Below are 17,288 nucleotides of genomic sequence, written 5' to 3'. Positions count from 1 at the left end.
TTCCGCCTTTTTTTTGGAAAAAAAAAAACAGCGCACCTCCACGGGCGGCGGAGGTGCGCCGATGGCCGGTGGCGGTCCGGCCGGTGGGGGGAAGGCGGGCGTCGAGGGCATCGGCCGTGGCATGGGCAGAACCCCTTGCGGCGCGGCGGCGATGATCGAGCCCACGATCGTGCCGTGCGCGTCGCAGTCGGACAGGCCGTCCTCGCCCATGATGTAGTCGCCGCCGGGCACGGCGGGCAGCCGCGGGTTGGGCGAAATACCGGTGTCGATGACCGCCACCGGTACACCGTTGCCGGTGCTGTATTGCCATGCCTTGCTGATGTTGAGCAGGTTGAAGCCGGGCGCCAGCTGCGCGACGTCGGGGTTGCGCACGGTGATGGGCGTCGAGCAGCTGTTGGCGCGCCGCATCGGCTGGTCCGATCGGGGCGGTCCGTCCGGCGGCACCAATCCCGGATCCACTTGTGGAGGCGTGATCGCCTGTGCGGCAGGGACATTCGCCGCAAGCGCAACAAGGGTGACGGCGGCGGTCATCGCCGCCACCCGCTTCAGTGGCGAATCCACGTGAAGAGCCCTCCCAGGGCCGCCGCCGCCGGCAGCAAGACGATGAACGCGAGCACTTCCACCCATTCCACGGTCAACCGGATGAAGGGCCTGAACCGCACCGTGGGCACCAAAAGGGCCGCGGCCAGGCCGAGCGCGGCGAAGGCTGCGACGGCCGTCGCGGGCCAAAGCAGGCCGTTCACAACGTCTTTCGGCTCGGCGAGCGCATATTTCACCACTCCCGCGCACACCGCGGCCGAGGCGCCGCAGGCGAGCGCCACGGCCTGATACTTGGCGGCGAATCCGCGGCCCTGGGTGATGAAGATGCCCACCACCAGGCCCGCCACCACCAGCGCCAACCAGGCCCATTGGCGTCCCGGCGCCAGCACTCCCCACACGGCGGCGGGCAGGACGATCGACACCCCCACGCACACCCCGACCTGGACGGCGTTGACCAGCCGGGCCGAGGCGGCGATCGCCGCGCCCCGCGCGGTGATGTCGGTCAGCTCGTTGTCTTCGTCCTCGGACTCGTCCTCGCTGACCGGGGCGACCGTGTCGACGGGCATGCCCTCGCGGCGCGCGAACAGGTCACGCCCGGTGATCGATCCGAAGTGCGGCGGCCGCACGCGGGCCACCCACAACGCGATCAGCGGCGTCATCCTGACCAGGATCAGCAATCCCACCAGCACGCAGATGGCCAGCACCTGCGGCGAGGCCGGCCGGAACATCCGCACGACGCCCACCGCGGCGAGGATCCCGCACACCGTCACCACCGCCGTGACGACCGCCGTCTGCCACCGCTTGCGGGTCAGCACACCGATGGCGATCGCCCCCAGGATCACGATCACGAGTCCGATCACCGCGTGGGCTGCGCCGAGGGAGCCCGGCGGCGCGCAGGCGCCCGCGACGGCCAGCAACACGACCGCCAGCCAGCCGAACCCGCTGAACATGTCGCGCCGCTCCCGCCAGCCCCACCAGACGACGAACGTTGCGATCATCAGCAAGACGCCGACGGCGCCGGCCACCGCGGCCGGGACTGGGCTGTCGGTGAACGTCCGCGCGCGCAGCGCGAGGGCGACGACCACCGCGGCCGCCATCGCGATGATGGCGATGGCGGTGTGGGCGGCGGTCAGGGGCGTCACCGGGGCGAACATCCGGTCACCGCCGTCGCGGCCCAGCCACTTGCCCATGGCGGCCAGACCGGTCGACAGCGACTCGTACTGCGGTTCGAAGGACTCGCCGGCGACCCGGGGCACCAACACCAGGGTGTCGCCGTCCTGCACGCCCAGCTCGTCGAGGCTCTTGTTGATGTCGAGCCGGACCCCGTTGATCTTGTGGAGTTCGTAGCTGCCGGCCGGCAACGTTATGCCTTCAAACCCTTTCCGCTTCAAGTCCGCGTCGAAGAGCTCGACCATTCCTTCGAAGAATCCCTCCACCGGAATTCCGGCGGGGAACACTTGCGAGCACAGATGCCTCTCGTAGGAAATATTGACCGCACAGCGCGCCGGGAAGGCGACCTTATGCGCTGATGTCACGGCGCCGTCCGCTCCGCATCCGGAATGTATTTGTCGGCCAGGCCGGCGGTAATTTCAAAAAGCCGCAACCGCGTCTTTTTCTTCAATTCATGAACCGTGTCGATGAGCCCACCTTTGGCCAGGTGCGGATCGAAAGGCATCTCTTCGACGGTCGCGCCGACTTTGCTGAACCGCTCGGTCAGGTACGCCAGCGCATCCTTGTCGGTGATCTGATCGGTGTGGTTGATGATCACGGTGCTGCGCGAGACCAGCTCGTGGTAGCCCTGCGACCTGAGGTAGTCCACGGCCCGCAGCACCGGCCGAGACCGGTCCGCGGTGATGCCGGAGACGAACACCAGGGTGTCGGTGTTCTCCAAGACCGGCTTCATCACCTCGTGTTCCAGATCCGGAGAGGTGTCGACGATCATCACGGTGTGGGTTCGCCGCAGCCTCGACAAAACGCCGGAGAACATCGCCGGCACCAGCGGCCGGGGCTGGTCCGAGGTGCGGTTTCCGGCCAGCACATCGAGGCCTATCGGGTTCTGTCCCAAGTGTTCACGGATGTCCGCGTAGCCTTGCACGTCGGTGTCGTTGATGATGGCGGTGTAGTCACCCGGCGGTGACTCATCGATCCGGTCGGCCAGCGTGCCGAAACCCGGGACCGCGTCGATCGCAATCACGTTCTGCGGCCGGCATTCTCGGAACACCCCACCGATGCAGGCGACCATCGTCGAAACGCCGACGCCGCCCTTGCCGGAGACCACCGTGATGACGTACTGCCGACGGATGTGCCGCCGGATGCGGTTCTGCAAGTCCCGGTAGTGCCGCTCGCTGGGCGATTCTCCGGGGTTAATTTTTTTAAAAGAGATGACGTAGATGAATTTCCGCCAACCCGAGCCTGGGGGAATCTTTCGAGGCGCGGCCAGATCGGTAATGCGCATGGTGTCGGATACCGAATCCGGGAAGTTGCGGCCCCCTGACGGTTCCCCCCGTCTGAGCGCCCCTTCGTCCGACATATTCGGGTCATTCCAAGGGCTCGTCACGTCGCGATGCTAACACGCTTGGCGATACCGCGTTTACCGATCAACAAACCCCTTCAAGTGCGTAAGAGGTTGCTATTCCACGGCATTGGTTAACCGACTTATCTTGGGTCAGTTGAGAATCCGGCTCCGGTCAGACCACCCGACGATACGAGTACCACTCCTCACCGGCGGGCAGGCGGCGGATGAGCCGCTGCACCGCGCCGCTGATGTCGCTGCGCGAACCGGGCGAGACGATCTGATAGCGCCGTTGCCCCGAGATCACGTTCTCCACGCAGACGCGGCCCGCCGGGGTGTCGATGATGGAGACGGTCGAGTCGCCGACGGCGATGCGCGCCATCTCGTCCGGTCCCACCCCGGCCTGCAGCCCCACGATGGCCGCGTGCGCGGAACGCGCCGGATCGGCCGCCATCGTGACGATCTGCAGCTGGTCGACGTCCAGGTTCTGACTGAGCAGAAACGTCCGCAGGCTGGCGGCGTCGCGCACCGAGGCGAGCAAGTGCTCGGTGTCCAAGGTGACCGGCTTGAGGGGCGCCACCTCGGCCACCCCGCACAGCCGCTCGACCTGCCCGACCACCAGATCACTGGCCCCGGTTTCGTTGCTGGCGGTGCCGGCGGGATAGAGGCGCACCAGCTCCTCGTGGCGTTCCAAAACCACCCACCAGGAAGCGAACCGGCAAATGGACGCGCGCGTGGCGTCGCGCCCGGGGACCGAGATGGTCACGAGCAGCGCCAAGTCGCGCCGCAACAACACAGTGAGCCACTCGCGGATCATCGGGTCGACGTGGCCGGCATCGTCGAGGGCGCCGGCGGCCTTCAGCTCGGCCGCCACCGGGTGTCGCAGTGCCCGCTCAGGCGTGTCGAGCCGCGGGAGTAGCGGGCGCAGGCCGAGCTCGGGGCAGGTCTGCTCCACCCCGGTGACCGCCTGCAGCACCCACAGTCCGTCGACCGTCGTTGTCAGCATGTCTCTCTCCTCGGTGGCAAGACACCAAAGGTGGGGCACACACGCTCGGGCGCGCCTGCCCCACCTTCACCGGCCCTCGGGCGGAGTCAGAACAAGCCGGCGATGTGCTGGTCGGTGCTCAGCGCGCCGTCGAGCACGTGCGACGTGGTCTGGCCGTGCTGGCGGATCGTGTCGATGAGGCCCTGCAACCCCGAGAGCATCTGCGCCTGCGCCTCGAAGAAGCCCGACGCACCGTGGCCGGCGAAGAATTCCTGCAACGCGTTGGTCCGGTTCGAGGTGTCATCGAAAATGCCCTGCAACTGACCGGCGCGAGAAGCGACATCGCTGGCGAAGTCTGCCACGGCTCCGGGGTTGTAAGTAATTGGATCAGACATTGTTAACTTCCTTTCAAAAACCGATTGTGGAATTAGGAGCGAGGCAGGCGGAAGTCAGGATCCGCCGTGGCCGAACAGAGCGCTGAAAGCGTGCGACGAATCCGCCTCGTGACCTTCCATCAGGGCCGCCGCCTGCTTGAGGCCCTCGGCCAGCCGGGTGCCGCCGTTCAGCACCTTGTTCAGGTCGTTTTGGACCTCGATGGCCGTCGCGTGCGACGCGACCACCGCGTCACCGGACCAGGTCGACGGGTTCATCACGTTCTCTTGGTTGGCCACGTATCCCTGGCCGATCCCAATTGCGTGTTCCATGTTCGCCTGAATGGCGTTGGACGTATCGCGCAGCATTTGCGGTGTCACCTTGATTGTCACTGAATTCTCCTTCTCCGGTTGGCCGCCCCCCGTAAATGCCTGGGGCATGGAGCGAAGTGTATGGCGGCTATTTATACCTGTCGATTCACCCTTGGCCGGGCCGGCTTCACACTCTGGTGTCCACTACCCGCACGGTCGCGGGCTGTTCGGATTTGTCTCGAGATCCGCGTTCTCCTCCCGCCCCATGCCCCACCGGCATGCCGCCCATCGGTGTGCCACCGCCGACCGTCGTGGTCTGCGGACGCATGGCCTCGGCGCCCAGCGCCCCGCTCGGCCGCAACCCAACCGGCCGTCCGCTGCCGGCCGGTTCGAAAGCACTGACGGGACGGGTGAAACTGGTCGCGGGCATGCCCGCGCTGCCCAGGGAGGCGGCCCCGCCGCCGCCCGATGCGCCGACCGCCGACACCTCCGTCGCCGAGACCGCCGAGACGCCCGGCGCAGCCCCACCCATGGCGCCCGGATTGGCGAACATGCCCATCATCGATTGCAGCGGCTGCATCATCTGCATGGGCGCCTGCATCATCTGCATGGGCGCCTGCATCGCCTGGGGGACGGCCCCCATCATCGACTGCACCGGCTCCATGAACGAGCCGGCCTGACTCATGAAGTCCTGGCCGCCCGATGCCGCCTGACCGGCGCTCGAGGTGCCCTGCTGCGCCCCCTGCAGGGCCGAGCGCATGCCGTCACCGGCCCCGACCTGGGCGGCCGCCTCGCCCACCGCGGCGGCCGCCTGTGCCGGTGCCGCCGGCGACGCGCCCATGGTCGCCACGGGTGGCGCAATCGCGAGGCTTTCGCTCAGCGACGTCAGGATGGCCCCGTAGCTCGCCCCGACGGCAGAGTTGTTGGGCCACATCACCCCGAAATACTGGACATCAAGCGACACGATTCGGGGGGTCAGGGCCCCCAGCACCAGGGGGTTGATCCCGTTGTCGACCCCCCACTCATCGCGATTGGCGATGCATTCGGGAGCGGGACGCATCGTGCCGTATGCCATTTGGTACGCGGAGACCGCGGTGGCAACGACCGGTGCCTTCATGTCGACCCAGCCGGCCAGCCCGTGCAGCGACGCGTTGAGCATCGTGACGTTGGCCGCCGACGCCGCCGAGCCGGCACCCAGCCAGCTGGCTGATGTCGTAGCCGTGTTGACCGCAGACGCGATACCTGAGGCGTGGTGGGTGGCTGCCAGAGCCATCCAGGCGGCCTCGTTGGCCAGGTGAGTGACCACCCCGGCGCCGCCCTTGAGCAGTAGATCGTTTTCCTCAGGTGTACGCGCAGCCCACCCCGGATCGGCCATGCGTACCTTCCCCTTTTAGAGGCTGGTGGCCGCGGTTGTCAGCAGGGCCGCCTGGCGAGCGGTTTCCGTCGCGACGGTCGTGCCCGAGGCCAGCCCCTGCGCCCCGGCGAACAGCCCGCGCTGCGCCGCGTGCTCGGACACCACCCCCAAATAGCTGGCGCCGCAAGCGTTCAGCGCCGCCGCGAACATCGCCGAGTCCGGATCGCCGCCCATCGGCATCGCCCCCAGCAGGGCCGGCGCCGCCGCCGACGCCGCCGATTCCGTTTCGGCGCTGATGGCCGACTCCGCGCTTGCCGACGCCAGAACCGCCTCTGGCTGCATCGACATCGTCATGATTTCCCTCCGATTGCTCAGCGTCATAAAGACGGGCTTGGCGCATCAGTCTAGTGCGATCCGACCGTTCGTGTTATTCACTCGATCCTCCCGGGCTGCCGACCGGCAAATTACGCGTTTGTTCTGGTCGGCGGTATTCCCGCTATGAGTCATCCGTCAAACAACCTCTTATGCCACTGCAGACACTGTGGTCACCAGCTCATGCGAATACGTCGCAGTTATGGCGGACGTAAACCGCCGTCGAACAACGGATCGACGCCGCGCTTATTTTTGCCGACTCACGGCGAATTGGGCGCCCAGGGGCCCGATTTTCCGGTGCGTTAATAGCGGGCGAAATCTACCCGGGGCCGCGTCCATCGCCGGCCAGGTTGAGCAGCAGCCGGGTGCCACCCAGCGGGCTGGTCTGCAATGCCGCTGTGCCGCCGTGCAATTCGGCCTGCTGGGCGACCAACGCCAGCCCCAGCCCCGAGCCCGAGCGCGACGCCGTCGACCCGCGGGTGAAGCGCTCGAACACCGTTGCCCGCTCGGATTCCGGGACGCCGGTTCCGTCGTCGTCGATCGCGATCTGGACACCCTCGCTGGAGCTGCTCACGGTGAGCTGGATCTTGCCGGCGTTGCCGTGCTTGACGGCGTTGGCGATGGCGTTGTCGATCACCAGCCGCAGCCCCGTGGGCAGCCCCACCATCAGCACGGTCGGCGAGGGCACCAGCGACACCTCCACGTCGGGATAGATCCTCAGCGCATCGTGCGCGGCGCGGTCCAACAGCTCGGTGATGTCGAACGGGACGAAGTCGTCGACGGTGGTCAGCTCGCCCTGCGCCAGCCGCTCCAGCGCCGTGAGCGTCGCCTCGATGCGGCTCTGGGTGCGGATGACGTCGCCGATGACCTCCTCGCGCTGCTCCGGGGGCAGGTCGAGGGTGGACAACACCTCGAGGTTGGTGCGCATGGCCGTCAACGGGGTGCGCAGTTCGTGGGAGGCGACCGCGGCGAAGTCGCGAGCCGACTCGAGCGCGGCCTTGGTGCGCTGCTGTTCGTTACCGATGCGCGCGAGCATGCCCTCGACGGCCTCGGCGATCTCCACGGCCTCGCGCACCCCGCGCACCTGGACCTCGTCGGGGCTGGACTGGGCGTTGATGGCGCGGGCCTGCTGCGCCAGCAGCAGGAACGGGTTCACCATGATCAGCGAGATCACCCAGCCGACGACCACGGTGCCCCCGATGACGCTGGCGCAGATCAGCAGCACCCGCAGGTGCAGCTCGTTGATCCGGTGCTGGGCCTCGGCCAGCGGCGCGGCCAGCGCGATCGAGGCGGGGCCGGCGGAGAAGGTGCGGACGCGGTACTGCACCCCGTCGATGGTGGTGTTCGCGTACCCGTTGGGCAGCTTCGGCAGCACGATGTTGCTGGGCACCGAAACCGTCTGATCGCCGATGCGAGCGGTGCGGACCAGGTTGCCGTCCGGCATGGGCTGGTCGGGGCTGGCGTGCTCCACGTTGTTGAGCAGCGAGTTGATGTCGCCGAGGCTGCTGACCGAATCGAGCCGGCGGTCGAGCTGGCTGTACTGGTCGTTGGTCACACCCACCCACACCCAGGTGCCCAACAGGACGACGAGGGTGATGACCGACAGCGCGGCCACGACAACGATCGTGCGCAGCGACAACACCCGCATCGGCAGCTGTACGTGCGGTAACACGCGACTGTCACGCTCCTCTTGTGCGGTTCGTGGCACCGGGCCGGCGACGCGCCGACTCCTCGACCACCACCCTCACACCGATACCGAGTCGCCGCGTCCTGGCGCCGTGGCGTTTCGCAGAGAATCTAGCGCCCCTCATTGAACTCGCGTCCCGCCGACCGCGACAATTTGGCCGAATGGCGGTGAGTGAGTACTCTCTCACCATGCTCGCCTCCGGACGCGATCGCCTGCTGGCCGCGGCGCTCAGGCTCTTCGCTGACAAGGGCTACGCGGCGACGTCGGTGGCCGACATCCAGCGGGCATCGGGCCTGGCACCCGGATCGGGCGCGTTGTACAAGCACTTCGGCTCCAAACGCGAACTGCTCGAGGCCGCCGTCGCGTACCGGATCGACAGGATCGTGGCGGCGCGCGAGCAATACGACGCCGGGCAGCCGGGCAGTGTCGAACAGGCCGTGCGCACCGCCGGCCAGCTGATCTGGAGCAACCTCAAGCAGAGCGAGGACCTGCTCAAGGTCATGCTGCGGGAACCCGACGAGCTCGGTGACCTGGACGAGAAGACCTGGCAGGTCATCACCGACAACGCCTACCAGCGGTTCGCCGACGAGCTCGCCGCGTCGAATCGCGCCGGCCGTACCCGCATCCCCGACCCGGAGGCGGCCGCCGCGGTCGCGATCGGGTCGTTGTCCTACGCCGCGACGCTGCAGGCGCTGACCGGCCGGCTGCCCGGCAACATCGACGAGGAGCGCTACTTCGAGGCGTGGGTCAGCCAGACCGTCAGCGTCCTCGCCCAATACGGAACCCCCAAAAAACCGTTGAACGACAAACCATCTCAGGAGTGAAGCCGTGACTTTCTCGCTGCAACTGACGGACGACGTGATCGAGGTGCGCGACTGGGTGCACAAGTTCGCCGCCGACGTCATCCGGCCCGCCGCGTCCGAATGGGACGAACGGGAGGAAACCCCGTGGCCGGTGATCCAGGAGGCCGCGAAGGTGGGCCTGTACTCCCCCGACTTCTTCGCGCAGCAGGCGGCCGAGCCCACGGGCCTGGGCATGCTGACCGCGTTCGAGGAGATGTTCTGGGGCGATGCGGGCATCGCGCTGTCCATCATGGGCACCGGGCTGGCCGCTGCGGCCTTGGCGGGCAATGGAACTCCCGAACAGCTGGGTCGCTGGCTGCCCGAGATGTTCGGTACGGCGGACGAGCCCAAGCTGGGCGCGTTCTGCTCATCCGAGCCCGACGCCGGGTCCGACGTCGGCGCGATCCGTACCCGGGCGCGCTACGACGAGGCCACCGGGGAATGGGTGCTCAACGGCACCAAGACGTGGGCGACCAACGGCGGCATCGCCAACGTGCACATCGTCGTGGCGTCGGTCTATCCCGAGCTGGGGACCCGGGGGCAGGCCACGTTCGTCGTCCCGGCGGGTGTCAGCGGGCTGGCGCAGGGCCAGAAGTTCAAGAAGCACGGAATTCGGGCGTCCCACACCGCGGAGGTGATGCTGGACAACGTCCGCCTGCCCGAGGACCACATCCTGGGCGGCCGCGAGAAGTTCGAGGCGCGGATCGCCCGCGTCAAGTCGGGCGCGTCGGCGCGCAGTCAGGCGGCGATGAAGACCTTCGAGCGCACCCGCCCCACGGTCGGCGCGATGGCGGTCGGTGTCGCCCGGGCCGCCTACGAGTACGCCCTCGACTATGCCTGCCAGCGTGAGCAATTCGGCCGCAAGATCGGCGAATTCCAGGCGGTGGCGTTCAAGCTGGCGGACATGAGAAGCCGCATCGACGCCGCCCGCCTGTTGGTGTGGCGGGCCGGATGGATGGCCCGCAACAACCAGTCCTTCGACGCGGCGGAGGGGTCGATGGCCAAACTGGTGGCCAGCGAGACGGCCGTCTACGTCACCGACGAGGCGATCCAGATCCTGGGCGGCAACGGCTACACCCGCGACTATCCCGTAGAGCGAATGCACCGCGACGCCAAGATCTTCACCATCTTCGAGGGGACCAGCGAGATCCAGCGGCTGGTGATCTCCCGGGCGTTGACCGGCTTGCAGATTCGTTAGCGGCCGCATCCCGCGGTCCACGCGCCGGCGGGCACCAGAGATGATGGCCGGATGACCATCGAGATCCGGGTGCTCGACAGCGAGGAGGATCTGCTCGCCGCCGCCAACGTGTTCCGCGTCGCGATGATCGGCTTCCCGCCACTGCCGGACCTGCCGCCCGGGCGGATCGCCAAACTGCTCGAGCCCGGCCGTACCGTCGGGGCGTTCGTCGCCGACCAGCTCGTGGGCACCGCGGACGCCGTGACGAGTCGAATGACGCTTCCCGGCGGGACGACGGTGGGCCACGCCGCCGTCACCCACATCGGGGTGCTGCCGTCGTTCACCCGGCGGGGCGTCGCCACCGAACTGATCGGTCATCAGTTGCGCGACATCGCCGACCGCGGTGAGGTGGTCGCGTCGTTGCGGGCATCGGAGGCCACGATCTATGGCCGGTACGGCTACGGAGTCGCCAGTTCATCGCAGACGGTGGAGGTGCATACCGCGCGGGCCGCACTGCGTCGCGACGTCGGGTCCGGCGGCCCGGTGCGGCTGATCGACGCCGCGCAAGGCTGGGAGCTGTTGCCCCGCATCTATTCAGAGCATCGTCCGTCTCGTCCGGGGACTATCGACCGCCGGGACCTGTGGTGGCAGAGCCTGCGTCTGCGCACCGAACACAGCCCTGGCCCTGTGTATTTCGCGGTGCACGGCGAGCCGGGGTCCGAATCGGGCTTCGCCCGCTACCGCCCCGTCGACACCGAAAGGTGGTTCGTCAGCGACCAGCGGGCGATCGCGGTGGAGGACTTCTTCGCGCCCACCACGGACGCCTATCTCGGGCTGCTGCGATTCCTGCTGGGTCTGGATCTCATTGACCGCGTGGTGTTTTGGATGTTGCCGATGGACGACCCGCTGCCCTGGTTGCTGGCCGATCGGCGGGCGGCGCGGGTGACCGCGGTACGCGACGAAACGTGGTTGCGGGTCATCGACGTGCCGCGGGCGCTGGCCGCACGCCGCTACGCCGGCGACGGCACCGTCACCATCGCGGTCGATGACGCCTTGCTGCCGCGCAATTCGGCTCGATTCACGGTCGCCGGCAGCGGTGCCGAACCAACCGGGCGACGAGCGGATGTCGAGGTCGACGTCGAGGGGCTGGCCGCGGTCCTGCTCGGCGGCGCGACGTGGCGCGACCTGGCCGCCGCCGGACTGGCCAACACCGATGACCCGTCGGTGCTTGCCGTGGCCGATCGGCTGTTCGCGGTGCCGGACGCCCCGCACGCCGGGTTCTTCTTCTAATCCCATGGGTATGGCCGACGGGTGATCGTGATCGTCGGCTCGCCCGGATCCGGTTCACCAACCCGCCCTGGCAGACCGGTGTGCTGGATCCGCTCAGTGGACCGACACGGTCCGAGATCAGATCGAGCATGGGATAGTGCGTCACCCGCGCTAGCGGTGTACTTGCCGAATCACGGCCAATAACGTTGCAGCAGAGATGAATTCGTCTGGCCACGGCTTCATGCCGACCCGCCATCGGTCCCGACGTCGCCCGCGCCGTGTGGACCTTCCTCACCGGCGACACGGATGCTGGACCACCCGACCCGCCTCCCGGCGTGGTCTGCTAGCCACCGGGTGGCTCGAGGGGCGGAAGACGATCGCAGTTGGGTGTGGTCGGCAGGCCGTTGAAGCGGTCGGTGATCCACCGTATTCCGCGCTCGCCGTCGACGAAGTATGTCGAGAGAGTGTTCACTGCGACTTTGTTGAGGAAGGGCGGTTGCTCATTAGTCCAGAACTCAACATCGGCGTTCTGCGCACACCAGTCTGCGGCGAGTTGTCTGGCGCCGACCCAGGGGATGAGGGGGTCGAACCTGTTGACGTCGAGGTTCACCGGCGCGGCGGGTCTGAGTGAGCCGAGCCGCTGTGCGCCCAACACGGACTTGATTGGTTCCGCGCTGAACAACTGGCGGACGTCTTGATTGAAGTAGGGCTGCAAGTGGCGGAAGGCGAATTTGACCACCACTTCGTCGACACACTCGTAACGGGTCTTCTGCAGGAAGTCCAGTCCCCGGGGCGTCAGAGCTTGTTTCAATCCCGGCTCGGCTTCAGGGAATGCCGCGATGAAGGCGTTGAGCGCGTACCCGATGATCGATACCAGCAGTGACCCGTCGGCGTAATCCAGGCCGAGGGCGGGATCAGCGACTGGTGCTCCTACCCAGGCGCCCACGACATCCAATTCCGGAGCATAGGTCGGCGCTAATTCGACGGCGGCGCCGGCGGCGGTGCCGCCCGGTCCGTAGCCCCAGAAGGCGACGGGCCCCGCCGGATCTAGGGATGCTCCAGGCAGCCGCTTGGCTGCTCGCGCGGAATCGATGACGGCGTGGGCGGTGGGCACGCGGATACCGGCCGTCGGCGGACCATAGGTGCCTGTGCCCTGGTAATCGGTTATCACCAAGGCGAACCCGCGGTCGAGCATCGTCGCGATGAACCCTTCCTCGAAGTAGAACACGAAGTCGAGGAAGCCGCCGTAATGAAAGCCGCCTTCACTGATCAGTCGTGAGATGGCGCATTGATCGCCGAGTCCTTGGAGAAAGGGCGCGAATGCGATCAGCGGACGCGGGCCGCGTCCGGGCCAGGGGCGTTGGGGCTCGATGTAAGTGCCAGACACTACGACCGGCTGGCCACGTCCATCGGTGCTCCGATACATGAGGCGGGTTGCCGACCCCGAGTACGCGCCGTGGCCAGCCGGGTCGAGCGCGATTCGCGACGGTTCGGTGCGGATGACGTCGCCGGCCGTCCCGTCTGGCAACGGGTCAGGCGGCGTATAAAAGGGGCGGTACTGGCATTCCGGCTGATAGCCACTGTTCGGCGGGCACAGCGGGTCAGCGCTAGCGGCGGGTGCCGGTGTCATCGGAACGCATGTTCCAAGAACGAGGAAGCAGACCAGCAGCAGTCGTAGGCCGAAACCAACGCCCGCGCTACCGCTTTCGTTTCCGCGTACCGTTGTCGTGTTCAGTGCATCGAGCGCGGGGGGGTGCGGCCCGGTAGCTGGCGCATGCGGGGTGGATCCTGACGACATGGCAGTTCCTCTGGTGGGTAATGATGCGGTTAGTGCTGCACCCGCCACACGCCTTTCAACGGTGCCGGACAACGGGCCGGACGGCCCGGGAGGAAGAACGGGGTGCGAGGCAGAGCTGATGGTCAGCAGCTATCTCGTCGCATACGCAGGCTCGGTGACATCACCACGCCACGGGAAACCGGTGTGTGATGTGGAACTCAGCCATGCAGTCATAGTGACTCACGTCGCAGTACCACGAAAGGCGTTGTGCCGTCAGGTGGAACGGGAAATCGTGGGGAGGATCCGGGCACCTGCCGGTGGCATCAATGGGCCGCTTGCGGGCTTTGCGTCAACGCGGGCGGTACCGCATGCTCGGAGCCGCGTACTCGGACAGGGGCGGGTCAGCAGCAGATCGCACGCCCAGTCGTGCCTAGCCGCGAATGAGGCGCGGCCTGACAGGTGGTCCTACGGCACAGCGCCGCTGGAAGATTCGACCGTTGAGCTACGTTCGGTCAGCCTTCTGTGTCGCGCGACGGCCTCAATAACCGGGGGAGCGTACGGCTTTGGTGAGGTCAACTGCGCGAAAATTACAGGTGTGAGGATCGACTGTGCGCTGTCGTGCGATCAGCCTCTCGACGCGGCAGTCACATGACGAAGATGCAGGGATGCGGTGCGCGCGATCCGCTCGAGCACATTGGCGATGGCGTCCAGGTTCGTGCCGCACGGGGCGCAGATCGACAGTGCTGCCAGCGGTTCTCCGGTGGCAGCCGTGATCGGCGCGGCGACGCAGCACGCTCCTACAGTTGTGCAGCCCCTGTCGAAAGCGATTCCCCGGCGCCGGATCTCGAACAGGTCCGCCTGGACCGGGGACGGCATGTGTTCGAACATCGCCGCGTTCTGGGGCCGGGGAACGGTCACGATGCTCGGCGCGGGCGCCGCCAGGTAGGCAAGCAGGAGCTTGCCCCCTGCGGTCCGTTGGGCAGGTATTCGGCCGTCCAAATTCGACGGCGCCTGCAGCGTGCGGTGTCCTCGGACTGTTCTCAGATAGATGATGTCCGTTCCGTCCAGAACGCCCAATTGAACTGTCTGACGGGTAATTTCAAATGCTTCGACGAGATAGGGCATCAGCGTGTCGGCTAACCTGACGTGCTCTCTGTCGGTTACGCCTCGGGCCAGTGCTCTGAGGCTTCGCCCGATGCGGTAGCCGCGCCCGCTGCGTTCGACCATGGCGGCGCGTTCGAGGATGCAGAGTTGGCGGAACGTAGTGGATTTCGTCAAGCCGGCGCTTCTTGCGAGTTCACTGACACCGACCGCTCGGTCGAAGTAGCGTTCGAATGCGGAGAGCAAGACACATGCCTTTTCCACCGCAGTCCGGGTGTCGCGATCGCCCCCTGCGGTTTGTGTGGAAGCGTCGCGGTGGTCGGTTGCGTCGAATTCATCGCCGGTGGGTGCTGTTCGCGTGAAGCGTGGCACGGCGTCGACCTCCTTTACGACGCCGCATGGCGTCGTGTGCAGTTCGGTGATGGTTCGCCCGGTCACGGCCTTGAGGGGATGTCGTCAATCCTCCGCGCCCGCGGTGCGCAGTGCGGCGTCCTCGTTATCGCCATGCCGGGTCAGCTTCTACGGTGATGCGCGCGGCTAACGCTGTACCGGTGGAACGCCGTAGGAGAGCATCGTTTCGGGTGACAGCCCGTCCCATTGGCTGAGCCAGCCGGGGTCGCCGAAGTCCCACACGATCGCGTCGCGCTCTTTGTCATAGATCATCTCCATGTCGGTGTAAAGCTCGATGAGTCCCGCACCGGGTTCGACGAAGTAGGCAGCGATGTTGTGGCCTGCCCCGTGCCGCACGGGTCCCCAGAACAGTCGTGATCCCGCCTTGGCAAGACGGTCGGCGAGGCGCCCGAGGTCGACGATGCTCTGCGCCTGCCAGGCGTGGTGATGCATCGAGGGGTCTTGGTCGGGCGCTTTGACTACGGCGATCCCGTGATGCTCGGGGTTACACCTGAGGAAGAAGGCGAAGTCGTCGCCGATCTGGTCGGACACCCGGAAGTCGAACACCTCGACGAGAAACTTCGTCATCGCGACCGAGTCGTGGACCTTGAGATTGATGTGACCGTAGCGGTCTGGGCCGATGCCACCGTCACGGGTGTCCAAGAGAGACATTCCGGTGTAGATGTGCCAGGTGAACCCTTCCGGTCCGACGAAGGCGAAGCCGTCGTCGATGTGGACTTCGATGGGTTGTTCGGCAAGGACAGGCCATCCACCGCGCCGCACCCGTTCACGGATCGCTGCGAGGTCAGTCGCGGTGGCGGCGACGAGCCCGATGTGGTCGAGTCCGTCGGTGTCGGAGGCGATGTAGACCAGTTCGTGATGGGTGTCGGCGGCAGCGAGATAGGCCTTGGTGGAAGAATTTTCGATCGATCTCAGGCCCAGCACGTCGGTAGCCAGCTTCGTTGACGCAGTCAGATTTCGGGTGCGGAGAGCGACATAGCCCATCGCGGATATTGAACCTGTGGGAGTCATTTCGGTACCTTTCGCTCAATGGCTCAGTGGCTCAATGGCTCAGTGGGTGTTGGTCGGTGGTCACCGTCGATGTTGGGATCACGTGCTTTGGTGTCGTAACGATTTCTTGTCGACCTTGCCCAATGCGGTCGCCGGCAATGTCTCGACTTCGACGATGCTCTTGGGCCGCTTGTAGGCCGCCAGATGTCGACGGCACGCGTCGCGGACGGTCGCTTCTCGGTAATCGCTCGTCGGCACGATGAATGCGGTGACTGCTTCACCCCAGTCGGGGTGGGGCACCCCCACGACGGCTACTTGTGACACGCCGGCGCAGGCGCCGATGACCTGTTCGACTTCGGTGGTGTAGACGTTCATCCCGCCGGTGATCACCATGTCGTTCTTTCGGTCCAGCAGGTAGACATAGCCGTCGGCGTCGACGTTGCCGATGTCGCCGGTGTGCAGCCACCCATCGGCGAGGGTTTCGGCGGTCTTGTCCGACAACCCCAAGTAACCCTCCATCAGGTAGGGAGCTTGGGCGCAGATCTCTCCGACGGTTCCTGGTTCGGCAGGGTGGCCGTTCCCGTCGAGGACTGCGATGCGGACCATGGCAGCGGGCCGCCCGCAGCTGGTGAGACGTCCGGGGTCGGCGTTCTCGTGGTCTTCACGGGTGAGCCTGGTCAGGAAGTTCGGGGCCTCGGATTGACCGTAGAGCTGCATGAATACGGGGCCGAATCGGGCAATGCCTTGCTTGAGCCGTTCGGGGGTGATGGGCGCGGCGCCGTAGAGGATCGTGCGCAACGAGGACACCTGCGATTCCTGGGTTTCGGCAACATCGAGGAGTCGGTAGACCATGGTGGGCACCAGGAACAGGAAGGTGATGGAGGCGGTCTCGATGCGGTGCAGCACGTCGTAGGCGTTGAACTTGCGGTCGAGATGGATCCTGGCGCCCTTGCTCAAGCCGGCCTGAAGTAAGAACCCGGCGGAGTGTGCCAACGGCGCCGTCAACAGGAGTCGCTCGTCGTCCTGGAAGCCGAGTTCGATTTGGTGGGCGAGCAAGTTGGCGGCGAGTCCCCGTTGGGTGTGTACGACTCCTTTCTGACGCCCGGTAGTACCACCTGTGTAGAGGATCAGTGCGGTGTCGTGTGGGGTGACCACGACATGGGGGCGTTGGCTCTCGGTGCTCTCGGCGGCTTCGGTCATAGATCCGGGCGCCAGTTCGATGACGTTGCTGATCGTCGCGGCGTGGGCCTGTGCTGTGAAGTGGCCGTTGGTGATTGCGACCCGTGCGCCGCAGTCGCGCAGGATGTAGTCGACTTCACCGGTGGTGAGCATGTCGTTGATCGGCACCTTGGCTGCCCCTGCGCGGATGATCGCTTGATCGGCGATCACCCATTCCGCGCTGTTGTCCAGCATCAGCGCGACGGGTTCCCCGGGCTGGACTCCTAGACTGATGAGATTGTGCGCCAGGCGATTGGCCTGCTCGGTGATCTGCCGGTAGGTCCAGGTCTGCTCGGGTGTGGTGATCGCCGGTTGGTCGGTGAAACGGTCGACTGCGGTGGTGATCAGTGAGTGAAGGGTAGGCTCCATA

The 17,288-nt window shown here is 66.4% G+C and carries 15 protein-coding genes and 1 pseudogene; 3 read left to right on the top strand and 13 right to left on the bottom strand.

Features of this window, described 5'->3' with window-relative positions:
* Window positions 1-29 precede the first annotated feature (29 nt).
* From C1737_RS27525 to C1737_RS20005, 9 genes and pseudogenes are all read right to left on the bottom strand, one after another.
* Window positions 30-531: pseudogene (locus tag C1737_RS27525) on the bottom strand (type VII secretion-associated serine protease); the annotation flags it as partial.
* A gap of 14 nt (window positions 532-545) precedes the next feature.
* A complete protein-coding gene (eccD, locus tag C1737_RS20040; RefSeq protein WP_082973047.1) occupies window positions 546-2,075 on the bottom strand; it encodes a type VII secretion integral membrane protein EccD in 1,530 nt (509 codons plus the stop codon).
* The gene (locus C1737_RS20035; protein WP_090419175.1) at window positions 2,072-3,097 is read right to left on the bottom strand and encodes a MinD/ParA family protein; all 1,026 of its coding nucleotides are present in this window, start codon (window positions 3,095-3,097) and stop codon (window positions 2,072-2,074) included. Before C1737_RS20035 ends, eccD begins: the two co-directional genes overlap by 4 nt.
* 130 nt (window positions 3,098-3,227) lie before the next feature.
* Window positions 3,228-4,058, bottom strand: a complete 831-nt coding sequence (locus C1737_RS20030) for an ESX secretion-associated protein EspG (RefSeq protein WP_067920543.1) — start codon at window positions 4,056-4,058, stop codon at window positions 3,228-3,230.
* 86 nt (window positions 4,059-4,144) lie between these two features.
* Complete coding sequence (locus C1737_RS20025; RefSeq protein ID WP_067920541.1) at window positions 4,145-4,432, bottom strand: WXG100 family type VII secretion target; 288 nt, start codon at window positions 4,430-4,432, stop codon at window positions 4,145-4,147.
* Window positions 4,433-4,486: 54 nt separating this feature from the next.
* The gene (locus tag C1737_RS20020; RefSeq protein WP_090419178.1) at window positions 4,487-4,849 is read right to left on the bottom strand and encodes a WXG100 family type VII secretion target; all 363 of its coding nucleotides are present in this window, start codon (window positions 4,847-4,849) and stop codon (window positions 4,487-4,489) included.
* Window positions 4,850-4,907: 58 nt separating this feature from the next.
* A complete protein-coding gene (locus tag C1737_RS20015) occupies window positions 4,908-6,095 on the bottom strand; it encodes a PPE family protein (RefSeq protein ID WP_067920538.1) in 1,188 nt (395 codons plus the stop codon).
* Between the two features lie 15 nt (window positions 6,096-6,110).
* A complete protein-coding gene (locus tag C1737_RS20010) occupies window positions 6,111-6,428 on the bottom strand; it encodes a PE domain-containing protein (RefSeq protein ID WP_067920549.1) in 318 nt (105 codons plus the stop codon).
* Between the two features lie 337 nt (window positions 6,429-6,765).
* Window positions 6,766-8,094: a HAMP domain-containing sensor histidine kinase gene (locus tag C1737_RS20005; protein ID WP_068098072.1), complete on the bottom strand. Its 1,329-nt coding sequence runs from the start codon at window positions 8,092-8,094 to the stop codon at window positions 6,766-6,768.
* 227 nt (window positions 8,095-8,321) lie between these two features.
* On the opposite strand from C1737_RS20005, the gene C1737_RS20000 reads away from it, so the two are divergent.
* Genes C1737_RS20000 through C1737_RS19990 form a run of 3 tightly spaced genes read left to right on the top strand, consistent with a single transcriptional unit; the run spans window position 8,322 to window position 11,442 of the window.
* Complete coding sequence (locus C1737_RS20000; protein ID WP_067920547.1) at window positions 8,322-8,957, top strand: TetR/AcrR family transcriptional regulator; 636 nt, start codon at window positions 8,322-8,324, stop codon at window positions 8,955-8,957.
* Between the two features lie 4 nt (window positions 8,958-8,961).
* On the top strand, window positions 8,962-10,173 hold the full coding sequence (locus C1737_RS19995; RefSeq protein WP_102419279.1) for an acyl-CoA dehydrogenase family protein: 1,212 nt from the start codon (window positions 8,962-8,964) through the stop codon (window positions 10,171-10,173).
* A 51-nt stretch (window positions 10,174-10,224) separates the two neighbouring features.
* The gene (locus C1737_RS19990) at window positions 10,225-11,442 is read left to right on the top strand and encodes a GNAT family N-acetyltransferase (RefSeq protein ID WP_102419278.1); all 1,218 of its coding nucleotides are present in this window, start codon (window positions 10,225-10,227) and stop codon (window positions 11,440-11,442) included.
* A 322-nt stretch (window positions 11,443-11,764) separates the two neighbouring features.
* Here C1737_RS19990 and C1737_RS19985 read toward each other — a convergent pair whose 3' ends face one another.
* The 4 genes from C1737_RS19985 to C1737_RS19970 form a co-directional block, all read right to left on the bottom strand.
* On the bottom strand, window positions 11,765-13,051 hold the full coding sequence (locus C1737_RS19985) for a lipase family protein (RefSeq protein ID WP_102419277.1): 1,287 nt from the start codon (window positions 13,049-13,051) through the stop codon (window positions 11,765-11,767).
* Window positions 13,052-13,822: 771 nt separating this feature from the next.
* Window positions 13,823-14,737: an IclR family transcriptional regulator gene (locus C1737_RS19980; protein WP_102419276.1), complete on the bottom strand. Its 915-nt coding sequence runs from the start codon at window positions 14,735-14,737 to the stop codon at window positions 13,823-13,825.
* 99 nt (window positions 14,738-14,836) lie between these two features.
* Window positions 14,837-15,694 (bottom strand): VOC family protein, encoded by an 858-nt coding sequence (locus tag C1737_RS19975; RefSeq protein ID WP_158243986.1) that lies wholly within the window; start codon window positions 15,692-15,694, stop codon window positions 14,837-14,839.
* A gap of 105 nt (window positions 15,695-15,799) precedes the next feature.
* A complete protein-coding gene (locus C1737_RS19970; protein WP_102419274.1) occupies window positions 15,800-17,287 on the bottom strand; it encodes an AMP-binding protein in 1,488 nt (495 codons plus the stop codon).
* Between the last annotated feature and the right edge of the window lies 1 nt (window position 17,288).

This window comes from Mycobacterium sp. 4858 (assembly GCF_900240975.1).
Classification (GTDB): Bacteria; Actinomycetota; Actinomycetes; order Mycobacteriales; family Mycobacteriaceae; genus Mycobacterium.
This window is presented reverse-complemented; position numbering and strand designations above follow the sequence as displayed.

Excerpts from the sequence above, each read along its gene's own strand:
- C1737_RS20030 (WP_067920543.1), bottom strand. The coding sequence starts at position 4,058 with ATGCTGACAACGACGGTCGACGGACTGTGGGTGCTGCAGGCGGTCACC.
- C1737_RS20025 (WP_067920541.1), bottom strand. The coding sequence starts at position 4,432 with ATGTCTGATCCAATTACTTACAACCCCGGAGCCGTGGCAGACTTCGCC.
- C1737_RS20020 (WP_090419178.1), bottom strand. The coding sequence starts at position 4,849 with ATGCCCCAGGCATTTACGGGGGGCGGCCAACCGGAGAAGGAGAATTCA.
- C1737_RS20015 (WP_067920538.1), bottom strand. The coding sequence starts at position 6,095 with ATGGCCGATCCGGGGTGGGCTGCGCGTACACCTGAGGAAAACGATCTA.
- C1737_RS20010 (WP_067920549.1), bottom strand. The coding sequence starts at position 6,428 with ATGACGATGTCGATGCAGCCAGAGGCGGTTCTGGCGTCGGCAAGCGCG.
- C1737_RS20005 (WP_068098072.1), bottom strand. The coding sequence starts at position 8,094 with ATGCGGGTGTTGTCGCTGCGCACGATCGTTGTCGTGGCCGCGCTGTCG.
- C1737_RS20000 (WP_067920547.1), top strand. The coding sequence starts at position 8,322 with ATGCTCGCCTCCGGACGCGATCGCCTGCTGGCCGCGGCGCTCAGGCTC.
- C1737_RS19990 (WP_102419278.1), top strand. The coding sequence starts at position 10,225 with ATGACCATCGAGATCCGGGTGCTCGACAGCGAGGAGGATCTGCTCGCC.
- C1737_RS19985 (WP_102419277.1), bottom strand. The coding sequence starts at position 13,051 with ATGACACCGGCACCCGCCGCTAGCGCTGACCCGCTGTGCCCGCCGAAC.
- C1737_RS19975 (WP_158243986.1), bottom strand. The coding sequence starts at position 15,694 with ATGGGCTATGTCGCTCTCCGCACCCGAAATCTGACTGCGTCAACGAAG.
- C1737_RS19970 (WP_102419274.1), bottom strand. The coding sequence starts at position 17,287 with ATGGAGCCTACCCTTCACTCACTGATCACCACCGCAGTCGACCGTTTC.